This is a genomic window from Halalkalibacter krulwichiae (genome assembly GCF_002109385.1).
GTDB classification, from domain to species: Bacteria; Bacillota; Bacilli; order Bacillales; family Bacillaceae_D; genus Halalkalibacter; species Halalkalibacter krulwichiae.
Genome location: NZ_CP020814.1, coordinates 2273700 through 2298191, shown reverse-complemented (window position 1 = coordinate 2298191; position 24492 = coordinate 2273700). Strand labels below are relative to the sequence as shown.

The following is a 24492-nucleotide window of genomic DNA, read 5'->3' as shown; positions in this document are numbered from 1 at the left end:
TATGTGGAATAAATGAGTTTTTCTTAAAGGATACACCTTTACATGCTAATGTTTTATTACTAAAATAGATCATTGGAAAGAGGTGAGCAGGATTAAACAATTCCTTTGGATGACTATGTTAGTCGTAGTGGCATTATGTATTATAAGTTTTATCATAGCGTTCTTTTTTGATCTAACTTGGATAAATGTTGCTTTTTTTGTAGGTGCCATTTCTCTCTTATTTTCTACTTCAGGAACTGCAACTGAAGCCCATTTAGCAATGAAAACATTAGGGAATTACGTACCGAAGAATGGGGCGAAGCTTGTAGAACTAAGCCCGTTGTTAGTAGGTTCGCTTTCATTACTTGTGATTAGTTTTCTGATTGCTGTTTTGAAATAGCAAGATATATTTCTTCTAAGCAACCAAAAAGAAGGGTTGCTTAGAAGCCATTTATATTATTTATATATCTTATTTTGCTTTAACAAAAAAGTCTTTTGATGTGTTTTTGACTTTCCACAAACACCTTTTTATAAATGTCGTAACGTCCCTTCCATCTCTTATTCTTTCATATTCACTCTCAAACTGATCCGCTTTACACAGAAATTGATTTCCATCTGATTCTGTAATAAGATAATCTCCCCTAAAGCCTTTCACTGACCCTTCAGGAGTTTCAATTGTAATCGTTCTAGAAAGTATTACAGCCTCTACAATTATAGGTTTTTTTCGATAACGCGCCATGTTGTTCCCTCCTTTCAATGACAGACTTTTTCCTCTCCAACTACTCTTTTGCTATATGTCTATTAATTTAGCTTATTCATTCACATAATAAATCGTGAAAAGTGATTATTGCCTTAGTGGATGTGCCTATAATTTCTCAAATCTTTGATTTTAGACTAAGTAGCACTCTTCTAACATAATTATTAATAGATGAATATTATTGCCGGAAAGTGGATAGAAAGAAGAGGAGAGGTGATTGTTATGAGGAGTAGAACGATTTCTTATTTAAAATGGGGGAATATCCTTGTTTTAGCGTTGGTATTTGCCATTTCAATTAATATTTTCTTAGTTCAACCATATATAGTAAGTGGAAGTTCAATGGAACCAACTTTAGCTGGAGAAGATTTCCTTGAAACTGATAAAGTCGGCGATCGTATTCTTGTTTTTAAGAGCGCATACATATTAGGGAACGTACCAGAATACGGAGAAATGGTTATTATAGATAGTAGAGTTGATCATACAAGAACAATAAAAGATCAGTTATTAGACAGCCCCATTCTTTCATTCTTTTCAAACAGCCGAAATAAAGGTAATATATGGATCAAACGAGTAATCGGTGAAGCAGGAGATACGATTGAGTTTAAAGACGGTAGTATTTATCGTAACGGAGATATATTAATGGAGGACTATATTAAAGAAGAGATGCTTGTTGAAAATGAGAAGTTTGTGATACCAAAAGAACATGTTTTTGTAATGGGAGATAACAGGAATAATAGCTCTGACAGCAGGGAAATTGGTCCTGTACCTATTGAGAATGTTGTAGGGAAGGTAATATTGAGATTCTACCCATTCGAGAGAATAGGAATCTTATAATAGTGTTTTTGGGAACGTGATACAAAAGGTAGAGTACAGCTATTTGTATCACGTTTGAACAATATGAGAAAAATGTCGAAAAAAGACGGTAACAATAAAAGAATAGTAGACCTATCTCCTATTTTTAAGTAAGATAATATGTGAGACTTAATATAGAGGAGAAATGGTTATGCAGCCATTTAATAAACTTGGATGGATTTCTGTTGTCACATCAATTGTATTTTTAGGATTTATTAGTGCCATTATATTCAAAGCAAGTGGCATATTAGATGAATCTGCAATCAGTAAAGAATATGATAATGACAAAACAAAAGTGACAATTATTACCTCTGATAAAATATTAGATCAGAGTTGGGGAAGTCTTGCCTATAAAGGACAACTTAAAATAGAGGAGCAGTTCCCTGTAGATGTTGAGTTATATAGTGAAGTAAATACAATTCAATTACAAGAAGAAACTGTTTTAAATGCCATTGATAAGGGCGCCCATTTGATTATAGGACATGGGCGTGAATTTTCAGATGTTTTTACTTCTTTATCTCTCAAGCATCCTGATGTTCACTTTGTTACAATCCATGGTACTGCTGAAAATCAAAACCAGTCAGTATATACGTTTAACCAAGGGAAGGTCGAATTTCTAGCAGGATTAACAGCTGCGTTAAAAACAAGCAGCAATAAAGTAGCATTACTTGATGCTTATGGAGTTAGAGAAAGTGTACCTAGTTTTGAGGATGGTCTTCATTATTATAATCCAGATGCGGAATTCTTCTATAAAGTTGTTAATAGTCGGGATGACGGACGAAAAGCAGTTGAGATTGTCGAGTTGCTAATTGAAGATGGGGTAGACGTGATCTATTCAAAAGGAAATGAATTCAATCGTGACGTGATAGAATATGCAAAGTTACACGATGTGTACGTCATCGGTTACTTGGATGACCAGGCTTATATGGCTAAGGATATCGTGTTAACGAGTGTATTAAATGATGTCTCGCAATCGTATGTAGCCATTATGAAGGATTTCTATAGTGATGAAGGGCTCCAGCCTGGAACACGTATATTAACAGAGAAAGATGAAGTTTATCAGTTAGCACCATTTGGACCAATGTTTTCTGAAGAAGAACTCCAATTTATGCAGCATGAGTTGGAGGCATACAATGAAAAGTTCTTGTATTGAGTAAAAGAGGGAGAAGATGAAGAATTTAAGTAGGAACATGTCTTTCCGTAATAAAATATTGATTGTTCTCCTTTTAATAACAGGTATTTTGAGTAGTTTTGCCTTTATTATCATTCGTTCAATCGATCAAGTTAATCAAGTAAGTGTTGAAATTAACCATAACAATGTACCAGAGCTCATCTGGATTACACATTGGGAAAATGAGTTGAAAGCGAAAGAATACATCGTTGAGTCTTTCATAGAAAATGATTATTGTTGTGATTTAGTGGAGACGTATTTCTCTTTTGAAACAGGTTCTCTTGAAGAATTAGAGCATTCTTTTGAACATGTCCCCCCATCCTTAGTGTCTATTAATAGGCAGATAGAATTACTAGATTTTATGATTTTGAGTTATGTATCTGGTTTGATACAGTATAGTGATCAAACTGCTTTAGAGAATTATTTAAATAATGAATACATGGCAAAGCTACATGAAGTAAGAGGATTAATTGAAAATTCAAAACAAACAACTTTTCAAACTCTTCACCAACATTCTAACAATCTATCGGTCATTATTAAAGAATCACTTTGGTTGCTTCTATTACTAACGATAAGCTCGGTTAGTATTTCAATTTTTCTAGCTTATCAACTTAGTAAGAACTTAACAAAGCCAATTGAACAGATGGTAACAAAAGTTGATCATATCGCCAATGGGAATTATGGTTTAACTGTAGATCACCCTAATCAAGTTGAGTTACAGCTACTAACTTCTTCTATAAATAAGATGTCCAAAGGTTTAAAAGATTCATTTCAAACGATTATCAATGATAAGGTCTTTAGAGAACAGATTGTAAACTCTTTGCCGATTGGCATTATTACGTTTGATGATCGATTTGAAGACGTATCTTTAAATAATTTGGCAAAGAAAGTGCTAGGTAGTAAAAAAGAATTTACTTTTTTATTAAATGAAGCTGATAATCCAAATAAAAGGTTTTGGGAAATACTTCGTTCAAAAGAATTGATTCACAATGAAAAGGTTCCATTTTATAGCTTAGCGGGTGAAGAGAAATACTTCCTTATTTCACAATCTGAATTACTTAATCAAGATCAACTCGGTATTGGTAGAATTTTCTACTTTATAGATATTACAGAAAATGAAGATCTAGAGAAAAGAACACATCAATCCGAAAAGCTAGCCCTTGTATGAGAGTTAGCTGCAGGAGCAGCTCATGAAATACGCAATCCATTAGCGGTAATTGATGGATTTTTGACATTGATGAATGATTCTCTTACAGATGAAGAAAAAGAAAAGTTCCGCCTTTCCCTCTTATTAAAAGAACTTGAACGAATAAATGCAATTATTGAAGAAATGTTATTATTAGCAAAACCCAATAAACCCAATTTTAAAGAACAGTACATAGAAGAGATTATTGATGAAATCTTTCCTTTAATTAAACACTCGTCTGAGAATAAAAAGATAGAGTTCTCTATTCAGCTAGACAGACAGCTGGTTATGGTGGATAGTCAGCAATTAAAGCAAGTGTTTCATAACCTGATCCGAAATAGTGTTGAATCTATTCAAGATATAGGAAAGATTTCCATTTATTCGCAACTTACTACTACTGAATATCTCATCTATATCTCAGATAATGGAGCGGGAATACCTGGTTCTATTCAGAACTCTATTTTCACTCCATTTACGACTTCAAAAGATTCAGGTACTGGGTTAGGCTTAGCAATTGTTCAACGTATTATCGATAATCACAGCGGGAGTATTAGGTTAATCTCTTCTAAAGAAGGGGAAACGATTTTCTTAATAAAAATACCTCGGTCATTATCCAATAAACCTACTTAATATAAATAAGTAGGTTTATTTTGTTTGTCAAAGTTAATACACACTCGCCAAAGCCGAACCTACAGACAAAGCTAATTTTCATTTTTATGGTTGAAAAGAGTATAAAGCGGTCAAACTAGAGTAGAAAGGTAAAAGAAGATTATAACAGTAAGGGGCGTATATGTATGACATTAGACTGGTTTGATAGAGTTACTGAAGAACTGCAAGACAATTTGGAATCTATTTGTGAAAAGTATGATCAAATAGGTCATATGTCTATTGATAAAGCTGCAAAGCATCCCCGAATCGAGTTCTTTGTGGAAATGAATGAAGACGAACGAGATTACTTCTGCACGCTTTTATTTGATCCATTTAATAACGAATTTTATATTGAGTCCTATGACATAGAGTTTGACCTTGTGTCTAGAACCATTTTAGATGACATTGAAGACATTATCGATGCCGTTCATGAAAGTTTCCATGACTATATGAATGATGAGGAATACGAAGAAGCACTAGAATACAGTGATGATCACGAATACGATTATGATGACGATGAAGGCTACGAAACACTTGAAGTAGACTGGGAAACACCTGAGGTTACGGCCTATATAAATGAGTCTGAAGATGTTGAAATCACTTATAAATTTGGTGTCATTCAAGAAACCGGTGATGGCATTCTTCAACGGATCAATCGTGTAAGAACAGACGACGATGACCTGATTAAAGATGAATTTAATTTTATTTTTAGCAAAGACGAGGCTAGCACGATTATTGCCATGATTGCTAGTCATATGAATTCCATAAATAGTCTAGAAAATTAACTATGTTGAATAGCACTTTAAAAAGCTCACTGTTGAAAAGTCTTCAGTGGCTTTTTTGTGCTTCAAATATTCTAGAAAAGTGATATTCTCCGGCGCAAAATCTTTTTTAACTTTACTGAATGTTACATTTTGTTTAGTTCATAATTTGACAATGAACTAATAATGACATTGTTAAAAGGAGACACTATTATTAAATAGCCGTTTACAATATCTTTACAATATCTTTACAATTCAAATCTTTACATTACGTTAACAATTTCTTATATTTAGATAGGGATGTACACTTTGTAGAATTTTGTCGAAAAAGACAAAAAGAAGGGTTGATGAAATGGATTTACAAACAATTTTATTCATGTTTCTTGGGGGCTTAGGTATCTTCCTATTTGGTATTAAATATATGGGAGATGGTCTTCAAAAAGCTGCTGGTGATCGATTAAGAGATATTTTAGACCGTTTTACAACCAATCCTTTAATGGGGGTTTTAGCTGGTATAGTCGTAACAGTGCTACTTCAAACAAGTACTGGTACAACAGTTTTAACGATTGGTTTAGTTAACGCGGGATTTATGACGCTAAAACAAGCAATTGGTGTTATTATGGGGGCAAATATTGGAACGACTGTTACAGCATTCATTATCGGTATAAAAATATCTAATTACGCCTTGCCAATCATTGCGTTAGGAACATTCTTAATCTTTTTCTTCAAGAATAATAAAGTAAACAATTTAGGTCAGGTTATTTTTGGGTTCGGGGCTCTTTTTTATGGGTTAAATTTAATGGGTGATGCCATGAAACCTTTACGAGAAGTTCAAGCCTTTGCCGATTTAACAGTGAGCATGAGTGATAATGCTTTATTAGGTGTTTTAATTGGTACTGTATTCACAGTTATTGTACAAAGTTCTTCTGCATCAATAGGTTTATTACAAACGTTATATTCGCAAGGACTTATGGATTTGCAAGCAGCATTGCCTGTCTTGTTTGGAGACAACATTGGTACAACGATTACAGCCGTATTAGCATCACTAGGGGCATCGATTGCAGCAAGGAGAGCTGCATTAACACATGTAATATTTAACTTAATAGGAACGATTATTGTTTTATTAGTATTCAGACCTTTTGTTTTCCTTATTGGCAAATTACAAGAATCGCTAACGTTAAATCCAGAAATGACTATTGCCTTTGCACATGGAATTTTTAACGTTTCGAATACGTTAATTCAGCTTCCTTTCATTGCAATATTAGCGATTATTGTAACCAAAATAATTCCAGGACAAGATTCTGCAATTGACTATAAAGCCCATCATTTAGATGAGCGTTTTATTAGAGAATCGCCTTCCATTGCATTAGGTCAAGGGAAGAAAGAAGTTTTACGGATGGCAGAGTTATCAGAAAAAGGCTTGGAATCAGTTGGTGAGTATTTAAAAACACAAGATAAAAAGCATGGAGAACTGATTCCGCAATTTGAAGACGCTATTAACAATCTAGACCGAAAAATTACGGATTATTTAGTTAAACTTTCTTCGCATCCATTATCTTCAGAGGATTCGAAGCTTCATTCAACATTGATGGATACGATTCGGGATATAGAGCGTATCGGTGATCATATGGAAAATATTATGGAGTTAGTTCAATCACAAGTTGCAAACAAAGTTAAATTTTCTGATTCGGCAGTTTCAGATTTAGATGAGATGTTTGATTTGACTCTCTCTACAGTGAAACAATCATTTAAAGCACTAGAACTCAATGATGAGACTGAGGCACGAGCGGTATTAGAAAAAGAAGAGAAAATTGATAAAATGGAACGAGATTTACGAAAGAAACATATTGCTCGTTTAAATGCGAATAAATGTACAGGGTCAGCAGGGATCATTTATGTAGATATTGTCAGCAACTTTGAACGAATTGGAGATCATGCTGTTAATATTGCACAAGTTGTGCTAAGTGAAGAGTAAACAAAAAGCGGCCAAATGGCCGCTTTTTGTTGGTTTATGCTAATAATGAAGATCAACAGATAATCTCAGGAACGTGTGTTCTTATTAAATGGAGGAATCTGTTATAATAGAATCAAACAATTCAAGGAAGAGTTCATATATTGACTTCGTGCATAAAATGATATAAATACCGTATGCTAGAAGTAAGTATTATAGGTCGTGATTTCAGAACGAATCAAGATTTAAAAAAGACAAGCCACTTAAGTCAGATTTAAGGAGTACGCTCATGACTAAATTAATGACCGTGTATCCACAAGCTATTGAACATACAAAACGAAAAGTACTTGATGATATTGACCGTTATCTTGAGGTATTAGACAAATTACCTAATTATGAGCAATATAAAACAGATCGAAGAAATTATCTTGAACAGATTTGGCTAAATGTTTGGTTAAATAAAGTAACTAGTTCAATTTCAAAAAAAGAGAAAAAAGCAATATTAGCTCAACATAATTATGACGTTGATGGAATCGACCGGAAAATTTTAAATCGACTCTTTCGGAATGAAATGCGAAATTTTGAACCGTTTAATGTAATTGAATGGTTAGATCAAACTTTTCGTACTGATGATAACTGGAGAAAGAAATACAAAACAGCTACAGAACGTTATAAGAAATTTTTAATCGAGGAAGCAAAAGCCCAAAAAAGATTCGAATTTCAAAAAGATGTTGAAACAATTATTAATAAGCTCATGAAAGAAGAAGAAATAAACATTTATCTATACCTTCGTCACAAAGTGAGCAGAAAACTGTCGCGCGACTTCACAACAAAGCCTAAATATAGAATGATTGAAACCATAAAAATTGAAGAAAAATTAGAGAAAATAGGTCCTTTCAATAGTTCAGATTATTTCACTGTCTCTAAATTCTTAGATGAACTGACAGGAGAGGTGCATAGAGCTTATTACTGGGAATACGAGACATATTTTAATTCCTATTATACGTTTGTTGAAGATGAGTTAGTAAATTATATAGGTGAACTTTTATTCACTCAATTCACGAACGAAATCACCACGAAATATTATGAAATTTATAATGACAACTTGTCCCCTTCAAAAGTAAAAGGACTGGTGGAACTTACTGTTACCCCTTGGCGGAAAAAATATTTTTCGCAAATACAATCAGAAATTTTAGCAGATTTATTAAAGCTTGCAGATGTCCCTTATGATCTAGTAGTACATAAAGAAATATACTACAAAGATTTACAAGAAAGGGAGCGTAAGCGGCAAGAAGAAGAAGAGGCTATTAGAAAAAAACAGGAGGAAGAAGAGCGAATATTAGATGACATTTTCGGACGTGAGTATAGGCCGTCAGCAGGAAGAAGCATTCGCTATGTACTGCATATAGGTGAAACCAATACCGGAAAGACACATCATGCACTTCAGCGTATGAAAAAAGCACAGAGTGGATTATATTTAGCCCCCCTACGCCTATTAGCTCTAGAAGTTTTTGATAAATTAAATGGAGAAGGTGTCTTATGCACATTAAGAACAGGGGAAGAGGAAAAGGTCGTTTCTGGTGCTACTCATCACTCCTGTACGGTAGAAATGTTTCATGAGAAAGAGGCTTATGAAGTAATTGTCATTGATGAAGCGCAAATGATTGCCGATAAAGATCGTGGTTTTTCATGGTATAAAGCTATAACGAAAGCCAATGCAAAAGAAGTTCATATTATAGGAAGTCGCAATGTCGAAAAAATGACCCTTCAGTTATTGGGAGACTCTGATATTGAAATTTATGATTATAAGCGAGACATTCCATTAAAAGTTGAAAGAAAAGAATTTACAATGAATCAAACAAAAAAAGGTGATGCTCTTGTCTGTTTCTCGAGGCGGAGGGTACTTGAGACAGCGTCACAATTACAAAAAAACGGCCATTCTGTAAGCATGATCTATGGCAGTATGCCGCCTGAAACAAGAAAAAAACAAATGCAGCGCTTTATTGAAGGTGAAACAACTGTTATTGTATCAACAGACGCAATCGGAATGGGGTTAAATTTACCGATTCGGCGGATTGCTTTTTTAGAAAATGAAAAGTTCGACGGTTCGAGAAGACGACGTTTGACCTCTCAGGAAGTAAAGCAAATTGCAGGAAGAGCTGGACGTAAAGGAATTTATGATGTTGGCAAAGTAGCATTTGCATCAGATATTAAATTAATGAAGCACCTTCTTCAACAAGAAGATGATTCCATTCAGACCTTTGCCATTGCTCCAACCGCATCAGTGTTTGAACGCTTTCAAAAATATTATCGCGATTTAGGGACATTCTTTGAGCTTTGGGATAAATTTGAGAGTCCCAAAGGAACGAAGAAAGCCTCACTCTCTGAAGAAAAAGAATTATATGAAACAATTCGTGGGACAGAAATTGAAGCACGCCTATCAATGATGGACTTGTATGGATTCTTGCACTTGCCTTTTTCAACAAAAGATTCAGGGCTAATAGAACAATGGCAAGACAAAATGGTTGCGATTATCAGAGGAGAAGAATTACCAGAACCTCAAATCACTAGAAGTTCACTTGAAGAAATGGAACTTTCTTATAAGTCAATCGGGTTGCATTTGTTATTTTTATATCGTCTCGATAAGCGGACAGAGGCAATGTATTGGGAAAGAGTAAGAGAAGAAATAAGTGATGGCGTACATGAATATTTAAAAAATGACGTCAAGAATTTAACAAAAAAATGTAAGCATTGTGGAAAGAGCTTAGAATGGGATCATGCCTTTACTATTTGTGATCACTGTTATGCTCTAAAATCTAAGAAAAGACAAAGCCACCAATTTAGAAACAATAGAAGAAAAGCTTTTAAGTGAAGCAAATAATGACTAAAGGAGATACATCCATAATGGATCTCCTTTTTGATCTATTTGCTAAATGTTTGCAAATGATTTAAAATCAATTCAATCTTTTATAAAGGAGTGATAATCTTGTCAGCAAGAAAAATATTAATTATTATAGGTTTCTTCTTTATAAATGGCTTGCTTATCGGAAGTCTGTTTACAGGGATAGATTATTTAGTTGAAATTCTATTGTTTACTGTTGTCATGAATGTCCTTTATCTTGGTTTATTAGTATACATAAAAAGGTCAACCGAGCATATTAGTGACTAAAAATTGCGTGTAACATAATAGAAGATGAATGAAGGAATATGTAACTCCAATCATTCATCCTCTTTTTTATTTTTATTGCATTTTCTTTATTTCCTCTTGAACGATAAATGCAAGGTCATCATTCCCAAATAAAGACAGGACTCCAAGTAAAGTTTCATTAGCGATCGTTTCTGATTCCTCTTTAGGGACAGTTAAGTTTAACGCATAATCAAGAGCTTCATTTTTCTCTTGGTTAGGGTAAGCTTTCTTATATATCTCAATCGGATCTAAATCTTGATTAATGCACCATTGAGCAAAAACTAGAACCATCATGCTCTCATCTTTTTGATAGTTTTCGATAATCTTTTCTTCCATTTCTTTTTTATTCATATGCTTACTCCTGTTCTTCATCGTTGAGTTGTTTTAATTGTTTAAAGAAACTTTCATTGTATTGTGTAATGATATGCACTCTTGCTTTTGAGAGGGGAATTGCATTCTTACAGCCTCGTGCTTTACAAGCTACCTCAGCTTCGTTAATTTTTGTTAAATATTTTTTTCTTTTTTTGCATGCAGGACATGTAGCGCTTATTAATTGAACGGTTGCCCCTTTTGAAAATTCCCCATCCGTTTTATCTTTTGTCTCTCTCGAAAGTTCCTGGTATAAAACAGCATTTGTTGCAGCTCGCCCGGTACGTTTTATAAGGATATCTAAGCTTAGAACAGGATTTGGATTACGAGTTGGCTTTCGTTTAACGATAATTGTATCGTATTCATCAATTTCCAATAGGCCATACCCCTTTGGTACTTCATCTAAAGTTATCAGACCAACAGGTGTCATAATATAAGCATAATGGGCGATTTGATAATAGCCACAATCTGAGTGAAGCACTTCATCTCGTAAAAAGTCAGAGCGAGTTGCTTTCACCTCAATAATACGTGCTTCTTTCCTTTTTAGATTGATCCCAAGAGCATCTGCTTTAAAACGTTTTCTGCGAACAAATAACTTAACTTCATTTGCACATAAATCAGTCATTTTTTCTTTCAGCCAATACAAAGATTGTTTCTTAAGGTGTTTATGAACATGACTTTCCATTTAAAAAAACCCTTCCTATACCCATCCTAGTAAATAAAAGCTATATAAAATGGTTGTTAAGATAACACCACTTAGTGAAACGAACAGAATGTTCTGCTTGACGATGACTCTGCTCGGTTGCTCCATTAACCTTGACGCCATTAATATTTGTCCTGAGAATGGAGATAATTGTGTTGCAATAGACCATGAGATAAGTAATAGCAGCGCTAAATACTCAGCACTAACACCAAACATAGCTGGTGATAACGCACTTCCGATACCAATAACAATAATAACAGGGTGAATGGCTATTTGTGCTAATAATGTTGCAATTAATACAAGCAACAAACTTAATAAATAAATTGATCCGTATGATGCCTCGAATAGAAAGCCCGAGATTAAGGCACCGATATTTGTGAGAGACATTGCCACTCCTAAAAAGCCAGCACTTATAAAGACTGCTAACTCATTTTTCAATCGCTCAAAAGAGTAGAATATTTGTTCAATCACATTTTGGATAAATGTTTTGAATACCTTTGAAAGAACGGCCCAAATTATTGGAAGTACTATTGATAATAACGACACGATCGTTAACATATTTACTTCTAAAATAAAATCCAGTAAAAAAGATAAACATACTAGAACGATTGCAAAGAGCGCGAATGGACGTAAAGAAGAGGATCCAAATGACTTTTCTTCGCTGTCCGTTCTCTCGATAAGTGGATCAACCGGAAAAGATATGTAACGAAACATTGCGATACAAATGAGAATGTAAATACAAGCAATGATCAGGCCGAACCCGCCGATATCAATCCAAGCAACATCAAATAAAACCAAAACTAAAGCGACATTAACAAAATATGGTGACCAGAACATCGAAGTAGCAAAGGCTCGCATAATATTTAATGTTAATTTTTTGTTCTGAAAACCTGAAAAGCTTTCATCGATGATTCGTTTAACAATCGCCATTGAGCCAAAGTTTAATAGAATACTAATGGTGGCCGTTAAGATAAAACTAAGTCGATAAGGATGTGCCCCAGTTGCTTTTGTCTTCGCTTGCACTTTTTGTTTAAGTGCAGATAAATATCCAGCTGTTGACATGAAAGTGCCGATCAACGGAATCAACAAAAATAAGGATAGCAGGTTTGTGTTTTCTCCTAACCCTAGTACGGCTGTCTTAAAGCCAGCATCTTCTCTTATAAGTAAGTAACTACCGATAGCAACTAAGGTTAAAACGACAACCCGGTTGACATTAGATAAGAAAAAGAGTGTAGAGAAAAGTAACACCCCGGCTAAACTACTATAAATTAACTTAAGTAGTTCACTTTGGGAAAATAATTCAATTAAATATAGTATGGAAGTCAAATAACAAATTACGCCTAAAATTCGAAAAATATTCTGTTTCGTAATGGGTCAACTCCTTTGACCTAATTTGAAGATGTGATCATATAGATTGTTATTAGTATATTTTAAGGTGTCCATTTAGTCTCCGTAAAGGGGGAAACATTTTGACTCGTCTCACTTATCTTACTTTATCATAAATAGCCAAAATATATCATATAGGAGCAATAAGCTGTTATTTTAATAATGCTTAATTTTCAAATCAACTTGTATTACTTTACTAAAAAAACCTGCGTTGAAAAACGAGATTAACTCATTGAACAATGTTTTCTGTGAAAAGTTTTTTACCTAAGGAGGGCTCTAATGGATTTAATTAAGGGAATTCTTACTAGAAGAAGTATTGGAAAAGTAAAGTCAGACCCTGTACCGCATGAATTAATAGAGGAAGTATTACATGCAGGGATTCACGCTCCTAATCATTATCGAACAGAACCTTGGAAGTTTTTTGTGCTTGAAGGTGATGCACGAAAACGATTAGGCCTATTATTTGAAAAGATTGAAGATGAGCAAATTCAAGAAGAGAATCTAGATGTGAAATCAAAGAAACTTGAACGAGCAAAAAAAAATCCATTACGAGCACCGGTAATCATTGCTGTTGCAGTTGAACCTCACTCTCAAAGAAATGTAATCTCAATTGAAGAATATGCAGCTGTTCATAGTGCCGTACAGAATATGCTATTAGCCGCACATTATTTCGGGTTAGGAGCGATTTGGAGAACGGGTCCGCTTTGCTATCATCCAAAAGTAAAAGATTTTTTCCAGCTATCTCAAAATGGAGATCTTGTAGCGTTTATATATTTAGGCTATCCTGACATGAATCCTCCTTCCGTTACGAAGACTTCTTTTGAATCATTTACAACATGGTTGAATTGAGACTTACTCTTTATTATTAAATTAAATAAATAACGATATAAGAAGCTGCCACTACCGATTGAGAGAAAAAGAGAAAGCCCCATATAAAAGCGGGAATAAACGTTAACTTTTGTAAACTTGTTGCATCTCCAGCTTGGGAGGCATTCGTAATGCTTTTTAGAAAAATTGCTATCGACGCTAATACAGATTGGACTAAGATGATGCTCGACAACAAATAAACAACAAAAGCTTTAACTTCCACAAGTTGATTATAAATGACAAGTATAGATCCGATTAAATAACAAGTAAGCCATATAACCCCATAAGTATTGCGTACCCAAAGAACTAGATTACTCAAAGCGATAAAAAGGTAAATATAAAATAAGATAATGACCTTTTAATGGATGATTAAGTAAAAGGCAAAGAGCACGACTAATGATGAAAAAGTGTATCCTGCATAAGCGATAATCACTGAGCTTAGCCAAGAAGTTGATCCAGTATATGCTAACCCGCTTGTATTTGAGTAAAGGTAGATTTTGTAAACTTTCCCGCTAGTCAAGATAGCAGCAAGTGCATGACCTGTTTCATGAATTAAAGTATGAATGGTTCCTAAAATAGATTTTAAATACGGAAGGAACGATACTATTAATGCTAGTAAGATCGATAAATACATTAATTCCATTTTGACCCTCCTTACAACAATCATATCCATATCATAGCCTTTTTAAAAAGACAGTGTATAGGACATTTTCTATACCTCATACCATAATCAAAGAATTCTTGTCTTCTAAGAAATGGGGGATGAAACTGTGCAAATCCATGTGGTTCGACCAGGTGATACACTTTGGACTATTGCTCAAAGTTATCAAACGACTGTTAGTGAACTTGTTCAAACAAATAAGATTTCAATCCCAAATCAACTTGTAATCGGTCAATCAATCGTCATTCCTATTTGGGGGCAGTTTTATTGGGTACAACAAGGCGATAGTCTCTGGTCGATAGGTCAACGTTTTGGAATTGATTACTTTACATTAGCGCAAATTAATCAAATAAATTTATTGCAGCCGTTACGAGTTGGAATACGAATATACATTCCCCCGGCAGTTAAACAGAGTATAGAAACGAATGCATACATTGAACCTAGAGGTACTGTAAGCCCAGCTCTTCTAAGTGATGCAAGAAGAGCTGGACCCTATTTGACCTATTTAGCACCTTTTAGCTATGAAGTTAGAAGAGACGGCTCATTGAATCCTCAGCCTTTAACTGGAATACCAGAAGTTGCACGAGAAACGGGGGCATCACTAATGATGGTAATAACGAATCTAGAAGGAGGTCAATTCAGTGGTGAACTAGGTAGAGAAATTCTTCAGAGTCGGGCTGTGCAGGAGTTACTATTGGATAATATTATTGCTGAAACGAAAAGGGTTGGACGATTTACAGATGTTCATTTTGATTTTGAATTTTTGCCAGGAGATCAACGAATTGCTTATAATCACTTTTTAAGAAGAGCAGCTGAAAGATTAAGAGCAGAAAGGCTACTCATTTCAACTGCCCTAGCACCGAAAACAAGGGCTGATCAGCCAGGGCAATGGTATGAGGCTCATGATTATAGAGCTCATGGTGAAATAGTCGATTTTGTCGTGTTAATGACGTATGAATGGGGATATTCTGCAGGACCGCCAATGGCGGTATCACCAATTGGTCCAGTAGAACAAGTAATCCAATATGCATTAACAGAAATGCCCGCCTCAAAAATTATAATGGGGCAAAATTTATATGGATATGATTGGACTTTGCCTTATATTCAAGGTGGTCCATACGCACGAGCCATTAGTCCCCAAAAGGCGATTGAAATTGCTCGTGATAATCAAGTGGCCATTCAATATGATTATCAAGCACAAGCCCCTCATTTTGATTATGTTGATGAACAATCGAAAGCCCACAAAGTTTGGTTCGAAGATGCCCGTTCCATTCAAGCGAAATTTAATCTAATAAAGCGACTAGGTTTGAGAGGGATTAGTTACTGGAAACTTGGGCTGCCTTTTCCACAAAATTGGCTTCTAATAGGTGAAAATTTCAATGTAATTAAACGTTAGTCAATGCAGACTATGCTTAGGCGGAAATGCGTTTTCGCTTTTATTTCAACTTATGAAGTCGGCTTTCCACCCTTTAACTGAACTCTATCAAGACATTTATTTGGTTTATTAGACAATTGATGGAAACATGTTATTCTAATCATATACGCATTAACTGTTAAATGGGTGGAGGCATGATGATGAATGTAATGGCAATTATGGTATCAATCATTTTTATCATGAATACAGCACTTGTACTGATGATTATTTTTTTAGAAAGAAGAAATGTAAATTCTATTTGGACATGGGCACTCGTCCTTACTTTCTTACCGATAGTTGGTTTTATTTTATATATCATTTTTGGGAGGAATTTAAGTAGGTCAAAACTTTTTCGCTGGGATAAAAGAAGCTACGAATTGCTAAAAGGAGCTGTCACGAATCAATTAGAGACTTTACGAGTTCGTAATGGACGCCTATATGATCCTGTTATAGAGAAGTATAAAGATTTTATTATAATGAATTTGACCAATAACGCCTCTTTACTGACTCAAAATAATCAAGTCACCATTTATACAAGTGGGAAAGAGAAATTTGACTCACTCTTAAATGATATTAAACAGGCTAAAACACATATACATATATTGTATTACATTATTCGAGATGATGAGTTAGGTAATAAAATAGCAAATGAACTAGCAAAAAAAGCGCGTGAAGGTGTTCAAGTACGGTTGTTATATGATGATTTAGGATCAAGAGGTTTGAGTAAACGATTTATCGGAAAAATTAAAAATGCCGGAGGTGAAGTTGAGGCTTTTTTTCCTTCGAGAATTCCTTTCATAAATTTAACACTTAACTTTCGAAACCATCGCAAACTAGTAGTGATTGATGGTGAAATTGGCTATATCGGTGGCTTTAACGTAGGAGATGAATACTTAGGATTAAATCATCGATTTGGATATTGGCGAGACACTCACCTTAAAATAAAAGGGGAGGCCGTTAATCATATTCAAACAAGATTTATCCAAGACTGGAATCAAGCTGCCAATAAAGAGTTACTTATTAAAGATTTTCTTTATCCATTCTCTAGAAATTATGGGAAGGTAGGAATCCAGATTGTTTCAAGTGGGCCAGATTCGCAACTCCAACAAATAAAGAAAGCATATATTAAGATGATTTTATCTGCGAAAGAATATGTTTATATCCAAACGCCTTATTTTATTCCTGACGATAGTTTATTAGATGCATTAAAAATTGCTTGTTTTTCGGGATTAGATGTTCGAATAATGTTACCTAATAAACCAGACCATCCGTTTGTATATTGGGCAACCTATTCTAATATAGGGGAGCTTCTAAAAATAGGCGCTAAAGTGTATATATACAATAATGGCTTCTTACATTGCAAAACAATCGTGTGTGATGATCAAATTGCGTCTGTTGGTACGGCGAATATTGATGTTCGAAGTTTCAGGTTGAATTTTGAAGTGAATGCGTTTCTTTACTCTCAAGAAGAAGTTTCTAACTTAACAAGGGTATTTCAAGAGGACATTAAACAATCTAAAGAACTTACACTTCATGAATATGAACAACGGTCATTAAAAATAAGATTTAAAGAATCTATTTCAAGGTTATTATCACCAATCCTATAACTCGTATTAAATGAGCATCTGTGTTGAGAGGGGTGAATGACTTGTTCCTAGAACCGTTTGAAACAAAGCAAATGTTAGAGGCGATTTTAGGAAGTATTGATGAAGGAATTCATGTCGTAGATTCAAACGGCATAACTATTTATTATAATCAGGTAGCTGCTAATAATGATGGTGTAGATATTGTCGATGTTCTTGGGAAACATGTATTAGAAGTTTTCCCGTCATTAAATAAACAATCAAGCACATTGCTTAAAGTAATTGAAAACGGCGACCCCATTTATCAACAATCACAATCTTATAAAAACATAAAAGGGCAATTCATTGATACAGTCAATACAACTTTACCGATAAAAGTCGGAAAAAAGACGATCGGTGCTGTTGAGATCGCGAAGGACTTAACCAGAGTTAGGAAGCTTTCGCAATCATTACTTGAACTTCAAGGAAAAGTTCATAAGCAACGATTGAAACCCGTATCAATTACTGGTGCAAACTATACATTTGATGATATCGTTACAACCTCTAACGAAATGTATAAAGTAAAAGAATTAGCTAAAAGAGCTGCTCACACATCTTCTCCTGTGATGATTTATGGAGAGACTGGGACAGGGAAGGAATTATTAATTCAATCTATTCATAATTACTCGCCACGAAAAAACAATCAATTTATTGCACAAAATTGTGCAACTCTCCCAGCTTCATTGTTAGAAAGTACTTTGTTTGGTACAAAGAAGGGGAGCTTTACTGGTTCAGTTGATCGAGCAGGCTTATTTGAACTGGCACATAATGGCACCCTGTTTCTTGATGAGATCAATACAATGTCACTTGAATTCCAATCAAAATTACTCCGAGTCCTTGAAGATGGTGTCATTCGGAGAGTTGGAGGGACAGAAGCTTATGCAGTAGATGTGAGGATGATCGTTGCAATGAACGAACATCCTCATTCCTGTATTGAAAAACAACTATTACGGTCTGATTTATATTATCGATTAAATGTTATCTTCATTGAAATCCCACCTCTGCGTAAAAGAATTGAGGATATTCCGCTCTTAGTTCAACATTTCATTAAAAAATATAATAATAAATTTCAAAAACTAGTAACTGGTATTGATGAAACCGCTATTGAAAGATTAATGTACCATCAGTGGCCAGGAAATATTAGAGAATTAGAACACTCCATAGAATTTGCTATGAATCTGGTTGAAAAGGACAAGATTACAATTATGCATTTGCCACAATATTTATTGGAGAACCGCAGGAACAATCAAAATGGATCTGAAGTATTCATTAAACCTCTCCGAGAAACATTAGAAGAAACGGAAGTAAAGCTTATTACTGATGCTTTAAAAATGACGGACTTCAATATCTTGAAAACGGCAAAGATTTTAGAAATACCTAGGCAAACTCTTCAATATAAAATGAAAAAATTTCAATTAATCCGATAGAAAAGGAGAAAGGGGTTTTTCAATGGGAAAAAGAGGGGAAGTGAAAATCCTTTCAAATGAAACATTCACTGTTCAACTGTACCTTGATTATTTTAACGAACGTCTAAGAGTTGATGATTATCGAGGAAATATCAAAAAGGTATTAGAAGCTATTGAACCAATTCTAATAGAAAATCAATTTTCTAAATGCATTTTTCATAGCAGAGCAGAACATTGGAAATTACTACTTTCCTACGGATTTCAACTTGAGGCAATTTTTTCGGGTTATTTTAATGGCTCAGACAATTACGCTATGACATTATACAAAGACCAAGAGAGACGTAAGAGTGATGTTTGGGTAAAAGAAGATGAAATTTTAGAATCTGTTATGAAAAAAGGAAAAAACCAAGAGTTAAAGAGAACGCCTGAAGATTATGTGTTTCGTCGTGCAGTGGAAAAAGATGCAGGTAAACTCGCAACCTTATATCGAACAGTTTTCTCCATTTATCCTACACCAATGGATGAGGAAGAATATGTTTTAAAGATGTTGAGAACTACTAGCATCTTTTATATTGTAGAGTACAACAACGAAATTGTAAGTGCAGCCTCTGCTGATATAAATAAATCTTTTCATCATGCTGAACTAACAGATTGTGCAACTCTTCCTACCTACAGAAAGTACGGATTAATGAAGAAAATATTAGTTAAATTAGAAGAAGAGTTACGAAGGGAACATATATTTTGTACATTTTCGATTGCTAGAGCACTATCCTTCGGCATGAATGCTGCTTTTTATCAGTTAGGTTATACGTATACAGGAAGAATGACAAATAATTGTTATATATACGATAATCTTGAAGATATGAATGTATGGGTGAAAAACCTAGCTACGTAAAAGCTGCCAACTTTTAAGTCGAAAATGCCGAATATTAGGCATAAAAATGATTGGTATCACAAGAGATTGAAGAAAACTGCCAACTTATTGGCAGTTTTCTTCTTTTTTATTTGATAATTTTTGTAGAAATAAACAGCTCCACAGTTATTGGACAGCCTTTATTCAAAAGATAAAGCTGGCATGATACTTGCAAAAGCTAATTATGAAAGCTCATTAAGGAGGGGTCCCCATGAAAATGGATCTATATAAACCGGAACGTCATTGGAAAGACATCGAACTATGGAAAGGGGTCACAGATGAACAATGGAATGATTGGATTTGGCAACTAACGAATACAATTCGAACTTTAGATGATTTAAAGAAGGTCATTAATTTGACCCCGGAGGAGGAGGAGGGGGTTCGAATTTCTACGATGACAATTCCCTTAAATATCACCCCGTACTATGCATCTCTAATGAACCCTGATGATCCAAGGTGTCCTATTAGAATGCAATCGGTCCCGATTGGGCAAGAGATTCACAAAACGAAATATGATCTAGAAGACCCACTCGAGGAAGATGAAGACTCTCCAGTTCCAGGGTTAACCCATCGTTATCCTGACCGTGTCCTTTTTCTAGTGACCAACCAATGTTCGATGTATTGTCGATACTGTACCCGTCGTCGTTTCTCAGGTCAAATTGGAATGGGAGTGCCTAAGAAACAATTAGATGATGCGATAAATTATATTCGTAACACACCCAAAGTACGTGATGTCCTTCTCTCTGGGGGAGATGGTTTATTAATAAATGACAAAATTCTTGAATATATTTTAAAGAATCTACGTGAAATTCCTCATGTTGAAATTATTAGAATTGGCACAAGAGCACCAGTTGTATTCCCGCAACGTATTACTGAGAATCTTTGTAATATTTTAAAGAAGTATCATCCGGTATGGTTGAACACTCATTTTAATACGTCTATAGAAATAACTGAGGAATCGAAAAGAGCTTGTGAAATGCTTGTAGATGCAGGCGTGCCAGTAGGAAACCAAGCTGTGATACTTTCAGGAATCAATGACAGTGTACCGATTATGAAGAAATTAAATTTGGACCTTGTCAAAATTAGAGTTCGTCCTTATTACATTTACCAATGTGATTTATCTGAAGGAATTGGACATTTTCGTGCACCTGTTTCAAAAGGTCTCGAAATTATTGAGGGATTGCGCGGTCATACTTCTGGTTATAGTGTACCTACCTTTGTAGTTGATGCTCCTGGTGGTGGCGGAAAAATTACTCTTCAACCGAATTATATCCTGTCACAAAGCCCAGAAAAAATTGTCCTACGAAATTTTGAAGGCGTTATTACAAGTTATCCAGAGCCAAAAGGATATGTAGCAGGTCGTGCTGATGAGTACTTCGAGAAAGTGTATAAGAATTACAAGGATAATCAAAGCAATACGGGGATATCGTCAATCTTAAATGATGAGCAGAAGACGATTATCCCGAAGTCATTAGAGCGTTACAATCGTCGATCTAGTTATCAAGAAAAGGAAGGATATTCAACATTAAAAGATAAACGTGAGAAGAGAGATCAACTAAAAGAGAAAAAATACAATGCTCAATTTAAAAAAGACAAAGAAACTGACCGCAACTAAAAAGGGGGTCATAATATGCAGTGTGAATGGTGTGAAGAGTTTGGGGCTGTAAATATTTCATGTACCGTATTTTGGGAACTTCCTGATGGTACAAGAGCAATCGAAATTACAAATACACCCAGTATCAAGTGTAAGAATTGTGGAATGGAGTATCAACTAGAATCAACCATCAACGAATTAGAAGATCAACTCATTCTCATAAACACGAAAAAGATAGGAAAAAGCATTACGTATCAACAATTAATGGACCAACCCAAATTATTGAAACGGAATTATTTCAGATTTGATTGACGGAGGGAGCTACTAAAAGAAATATAGTCTGTCATTTAAAAAGAGAGAGGGATTAAGATGCTAGATTCATTGCTGATTAAACCGTTAATGAACTATGTTTATCCAAAGGCAGTTCGAGCATCTGGAATTTATATTTATGATGAAAATGGAAAGGAATATTTAGACGGATCTTCAGGCGCGGTAACGGCAAGCATTGGCCACGCCGTGCCTGAGATTATAAAGTCTGCTTATGAGCAATCTCAAAAGCTGTCTTTTGTATATCGTTCTCAATTTACAACAGATCCTGCAGAAGCTTTAGCAAAGAGATTAAGCGCGCTTGTGAATGCTGAACAAGACTATTGGTCTTTCTTTGTAAATAGTGGTTCTGAAGCAACGGAGACTGCAATGAAAATCGCGATTCAATATTGGCAAGAGCAAGGAAAGCATAAAAAAATGAAGATCTTATCACGTCGGATTAGTTATCATGGCATTACACTCGGAGCTTTATCAATGTCAGGTCATCTAGGACGGCGTGAGAGGTTTGTAGAGTTATTGGAAGATTATCCAACCGTTGCTCCACCTTATTGTTATCGCTGCCCATTTCAAAGTTCGGTTCCTAAGTGCGGAATCGCTTGTGCTGATGATTTAGAAACAGCAATAAAGCGTATTGGTGCAGAACACATAGCTGCTTTTATCGCAGAACCGATCGTAGGCGCTGCAGGTGGGGTCATCGTTCCACCTGATGGCTATTATCAAAAGATTAAACAAATCTGTGAACAAAATGACATATTATTTATCGCAGATGAAGTCATGACTGGAATCGGTCGAACTGGAAAGATGTTTGCGATCGATTATTGGGATGTAAAGCCAGATATCATGACTCTTGGAAAAGGAATGAGTGCAGGTTATAGCCCTATCGCGGCTACGATGGCCAGTGAAGCTGTAATCAGTCCGATTCTTACAGGTTCTAAAGTCGTAATGAGTGGTCACACGTTTAGTGCTAATCCGCAGTCTACTGCAGTTGGTCTTGCAGTTATTGACTATATCGAAAAAAACGATTTAGTGAATGCCTCTTTTAACAAAGGTAAATACCTAATGGAAAAGTTAAAAGGTTTAGCTAATAGTCATTCCATTATTGGAGACATTCGGGGTAAAGGATTAATGATAGGAATAGAATTTGTAGAAAATCAACAAAACAAAAAATCATATCCTTCCTCCTTAAATTTGACAAATAAGATCGTCAATATAGCACAAAATAATGGACTTCTCCTTTACCCTTCTTCAGCAGGAACGGATGGCAAAGGAGGCGATGCTGTTATTATTGCCCCACCATTAACAATAAAGAAAAAACAAATAAGGAAATTAGTAGAGCTACTAGATAAAACATTACTAGACATAAAGAATAGTTAAGAGGTGGAAAACATGACTTTTTCACAAAAATCAATTAATAAAGTTGGAATGTTAGATGAGGCTCTAGCACGTATTGATAATGGCTGTACGTTAATGTTTGGCGGATTTGGTGGGTTGGTAATCCACCGACATTAATTAATGGATTAATAGAAAAGGAAATTAAAGATTTGACATTGATCGGAAATGACGCTGGATTTCCGAATATAGGGATTGGAAAACTTATTAGTCAAGGAAGAGCGAAGAAACTAATCGCATCCCATATAGGTTCAAACCCTGTTGCGGGGAAACTAATGGTTGAAGGAAAGTTAGAAGTAGAATTCTCCCCTCAAGGAACGCTAGCAGAAAGAATTCGGGCTGGTGGGGTTGGACTTCCGGCAATCGTTACAGATATTGGGATAGGGAGTGTCATGGAGGAAGGAAAAGCGAAAGTATTACTGAATGCAAAGGAATATCTACTAGAAACAGCCCTAACTGCTGACGTTTCGATTGTCTATGCCAAAAAGTCAGATTGTTTCGGTAATTTAATCTATGATACTAGTGCTAGAAACACAAATCCATTAGTAGCAATGGCAGGTTCTTTTACAATTGCAGAAGTAGAAGAAATTGTTCCATTAGGAGATTTAAATCCGCATGAAATCGTAACACCCGGTGTGTTTGTTGATTTAGTTATAGAAAGTAAAGGGGTCGATTGGAAATGGGCTTGGGAATAGATATTCGCAATAGAATTGCCAAACGAGCAGCTTGTGAAATTGAGAATGGAATGATAGTCAACTTAGGAATTGGAATTCCTTCTCTCGTTTCTAATCATATCCCTAATTCGTACCAAGTAATGTTTCATGCCGAGAATGGAATTTTAGGAATGGGAAAATCACCAGACAAAGGTTCTGAGAACCCGATGCTTTGTAATGCTGCAGGCTTTCCCGTTACGACTATTGCAGGTTCTTCCTATTTCGACAGTGCAACCGCTTTTGGCATGATTCGATCTGGTTATATAGATGTAACGATTCTTGGCGGGTTAGAGGTTAGTAAAGATGGCGATCTAGCAAATTGGATTGTTCCAGGTAAACGAGTTCCTGGAATTGGAGGCGCAATGGAGTTAGCAACAAAAGCGAAGAAAGTCGTTGTCGTAATGAATCATATAAGTAAAAATGGTGAACCGAAGATTGTAAATAAGTGCAACTTGCCTGTAACAGCTAAAACATGTGTTGACTTAATTATTACTGATATGGCAGTCATTGAAGTTACAAAAGACGGCTTATTATTAAAGGAAGTATTAACTCCTTATAGTATTGAAGAGGTCATTCAAAATACAGGAACTGAATTACTCATTTCATCGCAATTAAAAATATTAGATGTCTGACAAA

General features: G+C 35.1%; 22 protein-coding genes and 2 pseudogenes. 19 read left to right on the top strand and 5 right to left on the bottom strand.

The window, feature by feature from the left end; genetic code table 11:
* Positions 1 to 115 precede the first annotated feature (115 nt).
* The gene (locus tag BkAM31D_RS11490) at positions 116 to 379 is read left to right on the top strand and encodes a hypothetical protein (protein WP_066149214.1); all 264 of its coding nucleotides are present in this window, start codon (positions 116 to 118) and stop codon (positions 377 to 379) included.
* A gap of 69 nt (positions 380 to 448) precedes the next feature.
* Here BkAM31D_RS11490 and BkAM31D_RS11485 read toward each other — a convergent pair whose 3' ends face one another.
* Positions 449 to 718, bottom strand: coding sequence for a hypothetical protein (locus BkAM31D_RS11485; RefSeq protein WP_066149212.1), 270 nt, complete (start codon positions 716 to 718; stop codon positions 449 to 451).
* 240 nt (positions 719 to 958) lie between these two features.
* Here BkAM31D_RS11485 and lepB point away from each other — a divergent pair, with 240 nt between their 5' ends.
* The 8 genes from lepB to BkAM31D_RS11450 all read left to right on the top strand — a co-directional run bounded on the left by lepB (position 959) and on the right by BkAM31D_RS11450 (position 10474).
* On the top strand, positions 959 to 1570 hold the full coding sequence (gene lepB, locus BkAM31D_RS11480; RefSeq protein ID WP_066149210.1) for a signal peptidase I: 612 nt from the start codon (positions 959 to 961) through the stop codon (positions 1568 to 1570).
* Between the two features lie 169 nt (positions 1571 to 1739).
* Positions 1740 to 2741 carry a BMP family ABC transporter substrate-binding protein gene (locus BkAM31D_RS11475; RefSeq protein ID WP_066149209.1) on the top strand — a complete coding sequence of 334 codons (1002 nt, stop codon included), beginning with the start codon at positions 1740 to 1742 and terminating at the stop codon, positions 2739 to 2741.
* 16 nt (positions 2742 to 2757) lie between these two features.
* Positions 2758 to 3927 (top strand): HAMP domain-containing protein, encoded by a 1170-nt coding sequence (locus BkAM31D_RS24310; RefSeq protein WP_257391660.1) that lies wholly within the window; start codon positions 2758 to 2760, stop codon positions 3925 to 3927.
* 60 nt (positions 3928 to 3987) lie between these two features.
* Entirely contained in the window at positions 3988 to 4575 is a 588-nt protein-coding gene (locus tag BkAM31D_RS24305; RefSeq protein ID WP_235820225.1) for a sensor histidine kinase, read from the top strand.
* Positions 4576 to 4739: 164 nt separating this feature from the next.
* Entirely contained in the window at positions 4740 to 5378 is a 639-nt protein-coding gene (locus tag BkAM31D_RS11465; protein WP_066149207.1) for a hypothetical protein, read from the top strand.
* Positions 5379 to 5706: 328 nt separating this feature from the next.
* Positions 5707 to 7329 (top strand): Na/Pi cotransporter family protein, encoded by a 1623-nt coding sequence (locus BkAM31D_RS11460; protein WP_066149205.1) that lies wholly within the window; start codon positions 5707 to 5709, stop codon positions 7327 to 7329.
* 265 nt (positions 7330 to 7594) lie between these two features.
* A complete protein-coding gene (locus BkAM31D_RS11455; RefSeq protein WP_066149203.1) occupies positions 7595 to 10177 on the top strand; it encodes a helicase-related protein in 2583 nt (860 codons plus the stop codon).
* Between the two features lie 114 nt (positions 10178 to 10291).
* Positions 10292 to 10474, top strand: coding sequence for a hypothetical protein (locus BkAM31D_RS11450; RefSeq protein ID WP_066149201.1), 183 nt, complete (start codon positions 10292 to 10294; stop codon positions 10472 to 10474).
* Positions 10475 to 10546: 72 nt separating this feature from the next.
* Here the strand turns inward: BkAM31D_RS11450 and yxiS are convergent, their stop codons facing one another.
* Genes yxiS through BkAM31D_RS11435 form a run of 3 tightly spaced genes read right to left on the bottom strand, consistent with a single transcriptional unit; the run spans position 10547 to position 12890 of the window.
* Positions 10547 to 10843, bottom strand: a complete 297-nt coding sequence (gene yxiS, locus BkAM31D_RS11445; RefSeq protein WP_066149199.1) for a protein YxiS — start codon at positions 10841 to 10843, stop codon at positions 10547 to 10549.
* A gap of 4 nt (positions 10844 to 10847) precedes the next feature.
* Positions 10848 to 11546: a hypothetical protein gene (locus tag BkAM31D_RS11440; protein ID WP_066149197.1), complete on the bottom strand. Its 699-nt coding sequence runs from the start codon at positions 11544 to 11546 to the stop codon at positions 10848 to 10850.
* Positions 11547 to 11561: 15 nt separating this feature from the next.
* Positions 11562 to 12890, bottom strand: coding sequence for a hypothetical protein (locus BkAM31D_RS11435; protein ID WP_235820217.1), 1329 nt, complete (start codon positions 12888 to 12890; stop codon positions 11562 to 11564).
* A 339-nt stretch (positions 12891 to 13229) separates the two neighbouring features.
* On the opposite strand from BkAM31D_RS11435, the gene BkAM31D_RS11430 reads away from it, so the two are divergent.
* Entirely contained in the window at positions 13230 to 13799 is a 570-nt protein-coding gene (locus BkAM31D_RS11430; RefSeq protein ID WP_066149193.1) for a nitroreductase family protein, read from the top strand.
* Positions 13800 to 13815: 16 nt separating this feature from the next.
* On the opposite strand, the pseudogene BkAM31D_RS24300 reads toward BkAM31D_RS11430, so the two are convergent.
* Positions 13816 to 14451: pseudogene (locus tag BkAM31D_RS24300) on the bottom strand (M50 family metallopeptidase).
* A gap of 136 nt (positions 14452 to 14587) precedes the next feature.
* Here BkAM31D_RS24300 and BkAM31D_RS11415 point away from each other — a divergent pair.
* The 9 genes and pseudogenes from BkAM31D_RS11415 (at position 14588) to BkAM31D_RS11375 (ending at position 24488) form a co-directional block, all read left to right on the top strand.
* Positions 14588 to 15874 carry a glycoside hydrolase family 18 protein gene (locus BkAM31D_RS11415; protein ID WP_066149191.1) on the top strand — a complete coding sequence of 429 codons (1287 nt, stop codon included), beginning with the start codon at positions 14588 to 14590 and terminating at the stop codon, positions 15872 to 15874.
* 173 nt (positions 15875 to 16047) lie between these two features.
* Positions 16048 to 17499 carry a cardiolipin synthase gene (gene cls, locus BkAM31D_RS11410; RefSeq protein ID WP_306807466.1) on the top strand — a complete coding sequence of 484 codons (1452 nt, stop codon included), beginning with the start codon at positions 16048 to 16050 and terminating at the stop codon, positions 17497 to 17499.
* Positions 17500 to 17540: 41 nt separating this feature from the next.
* Complete coding sequence (locus BkAM31D_RS11405; RefSeq protein ID WP_306807465.1) at positions 17541 to 18941, top strand: sigma-54 interaction domain-containing protein; 1401 nt, start codon at positions 17541 to 17543, stop codon at positions 18939 to 18941.
* Positions 18942 to 18963: 22 nt separating this feature from the next.
* A complete protein-coding gene (gene ablB, locus BkAM31D_RS11400; protein WP_066149187.1) occupies positions 18964 to 19815 on the top strand; it encodes a putative beta-lysine N-acetyltransferase in 852 nt (283 codons plus the stop codon).
* 229 nt (positions 19816 to 20044) lie between these two features.
* The gene (kamA, locus tag BkAM31D_RS11395; RefSeq protein WP_066149185.1) at positions 20045 to 21448 is read left to right on the top strand and encodes a lysine 2,3-aminomutase; all 1404 of its coding nucleotides are present in this window, start codon (positions 20045 to 20047) and stop codon (positions 21446 to 21448) included.
* A gap of 15 nt (positions 21449 to 21463) precedes the next feature.
* A complete protein-coding gene (locus BkAM31D_RS11390) occupies positions 21464 to 21739 on the top strand; it encodes a YokU family protein (protein ID WP_066149183.1) in 276 nt (91 codons plus the stop codon).
* Positions 21740 to 21796: 57 nt separating this feature from the next.
* Positions 21797 to 23128: an aspartate aminotransferase family protein gene (locus BkAM31D_RS11385; protein ID WP_066149181.1), complete on the top strand. Its 1332-nt coding sequence runs from the start codon at positions 21797 to 21799 to the stop codon at positions 23126 to 23128.
* A 48-nt stretch (positions 23129 to 23176) separates the two neighbouring features.
* A pseudogene (locus tag BkAM31D_RS11380) lies at positions 23177 to 23838 on the top strand (CoA transferase subunit A).
* Positions 23823 to 24488, top strand: coding sequence for a 3-oxoacid CoA-transferase subunit B (locus BkAM31D_RS11375; protein ID WP_066149177.1), 666 nt, complete (start codon positions 23823 to 23825; stop codon positions 24486 to 24488). Before BkAM31D_RS11380 ends, BkAM31D_RS11375 begins: the two are co-directional and overlap by 16 nt.
* Positions 24489 to 24492 lie beyond the last annotated feature (4 nt).

What these genes read in the sequence shown, in the direction of transcription:
- BkAM31D_RS11465 (WP_066149207.1), top strand. Translation starts at nt 4,740, where the DNA reads ATGACATTAGACTGGTTTGATAGAGTTACTGAAGAACTGCAAGACAAT.
- ablB (WP_066149187.1), top strand. Translation starts at nt 18,964, where the DNA reads ATGGGAAAAAGAGGGGAAGTGAAAATCCTTTCAAATGAAACATTCACT.
- lepB (WP_066149210.1), top strand. Translation starts at nt 959, where the DNA reads ATGAGGAGTAGAACGATTTCTTATTTAAAATGGGGGAATATCCTTGTT.
- BkAM31D_RS24310 (WP_257391660.1), top strand. Translation starts at nt 2,758, where the DNA reads ATGAAGAATTTAAGTAGGAACATGTCTTTCCGTAATAAAATATTGATT.
- BkAM31D_RS11430 (WP_066149193.1), top strand. Translation starts at nt 13,230, where the DNA reads ATGGATTTAATTAAGGGAATTCTTACTAGAAGAAGTATTGGAAAAGTA.
- BkAM31D_RS11490 (WP_066149214.1), top strand. Translation starts at nt 116, where the DNA reads ATGTTAGTCGTAGTGGCATTATGTATTATAAGTTTTATCATAGCGTTC.
- yxiS (WP_066149199.1), bottom strand. Translation starts at nt 10,843, where the DNA reads ATGAATAAAAAAGAAATGGAAGAAAAGATTATCGAAAACTATCAAAAA.
- BkAM31D_RS11375 (WP_066149177.1), top strand. Translation starts at nt 23,823, where the DNA reads ATGGGCTTGGGAATAGATATTCGCAATAGAATTGCCAAACGAGCAGCT.
- BkAM31D_RS11390 (WP_066149183.1), top strand. Translation starts at nt 21,464, where the DNA reads ATGCAGTGTGAATGGTGTGAAGAGTTTGGGGCTGTAAATATTTCATGT.
- BkAM31D_RS11455 (WP_066149203.1), top strand. Translation starts at nt 7,595, where the DNA reads ATGACTAAATTAATGACCGTGTATCCACAAGCTATTGAACATACAAAA.
- BkAM31D_RS11485 (WP_066149212.1), bottom strand. Translation starts at nt 718, where the DNA reads ATGGCGCGTTATCGAAAAAAACCTATAATTGTAGAGGCTGTAATACTT.
- BkAM31D_RS11475 (WP_066149209.1), top strand. Translation starts at nt 1,740, where the DNA reads ATGCAGCCATTTAATAAACTTGGATGGATTTCTGTTGTCACATCAATT.
- BkAM31D_RS11385 (WP_066149181.1), top strand. Translation starts at nt 21,797, where the DNA reads ATGCTAGATTCATTGCTGATTAAACCGTTAATGAACTATGTTTATCCA.
- BkAM31D_RS11440 (WP_066149197.1), bottom strand. Translation starts at nt 11,546, where the DNA reads ATGGAAAGTCATGTTCATAAACACCTTAAGAAACAATCTTTGTATTGG.
- kamA (WP_066149185.1), top strand. Translation starts at nt 20,045, where the DNA reads ATGAAAATGGATCTATATAAACCGGAACGTCATTGGAAAGACATCGAA.
- cls (WP_306807466.1), top strand. Translation starts at nt 16,048, where the DNA reads ATGATGATGAATGTAATGGCAATTATGGTATCAATCATTTTTATCATG.
- BkAM31D_RS11460 (WP_066149205.1), top strand. Translation starts at nt 5,707, where the DNA reads ATGGATTTACAAACAATTTTATTCATGTTTCTTGGGGGCTTAGGTATC.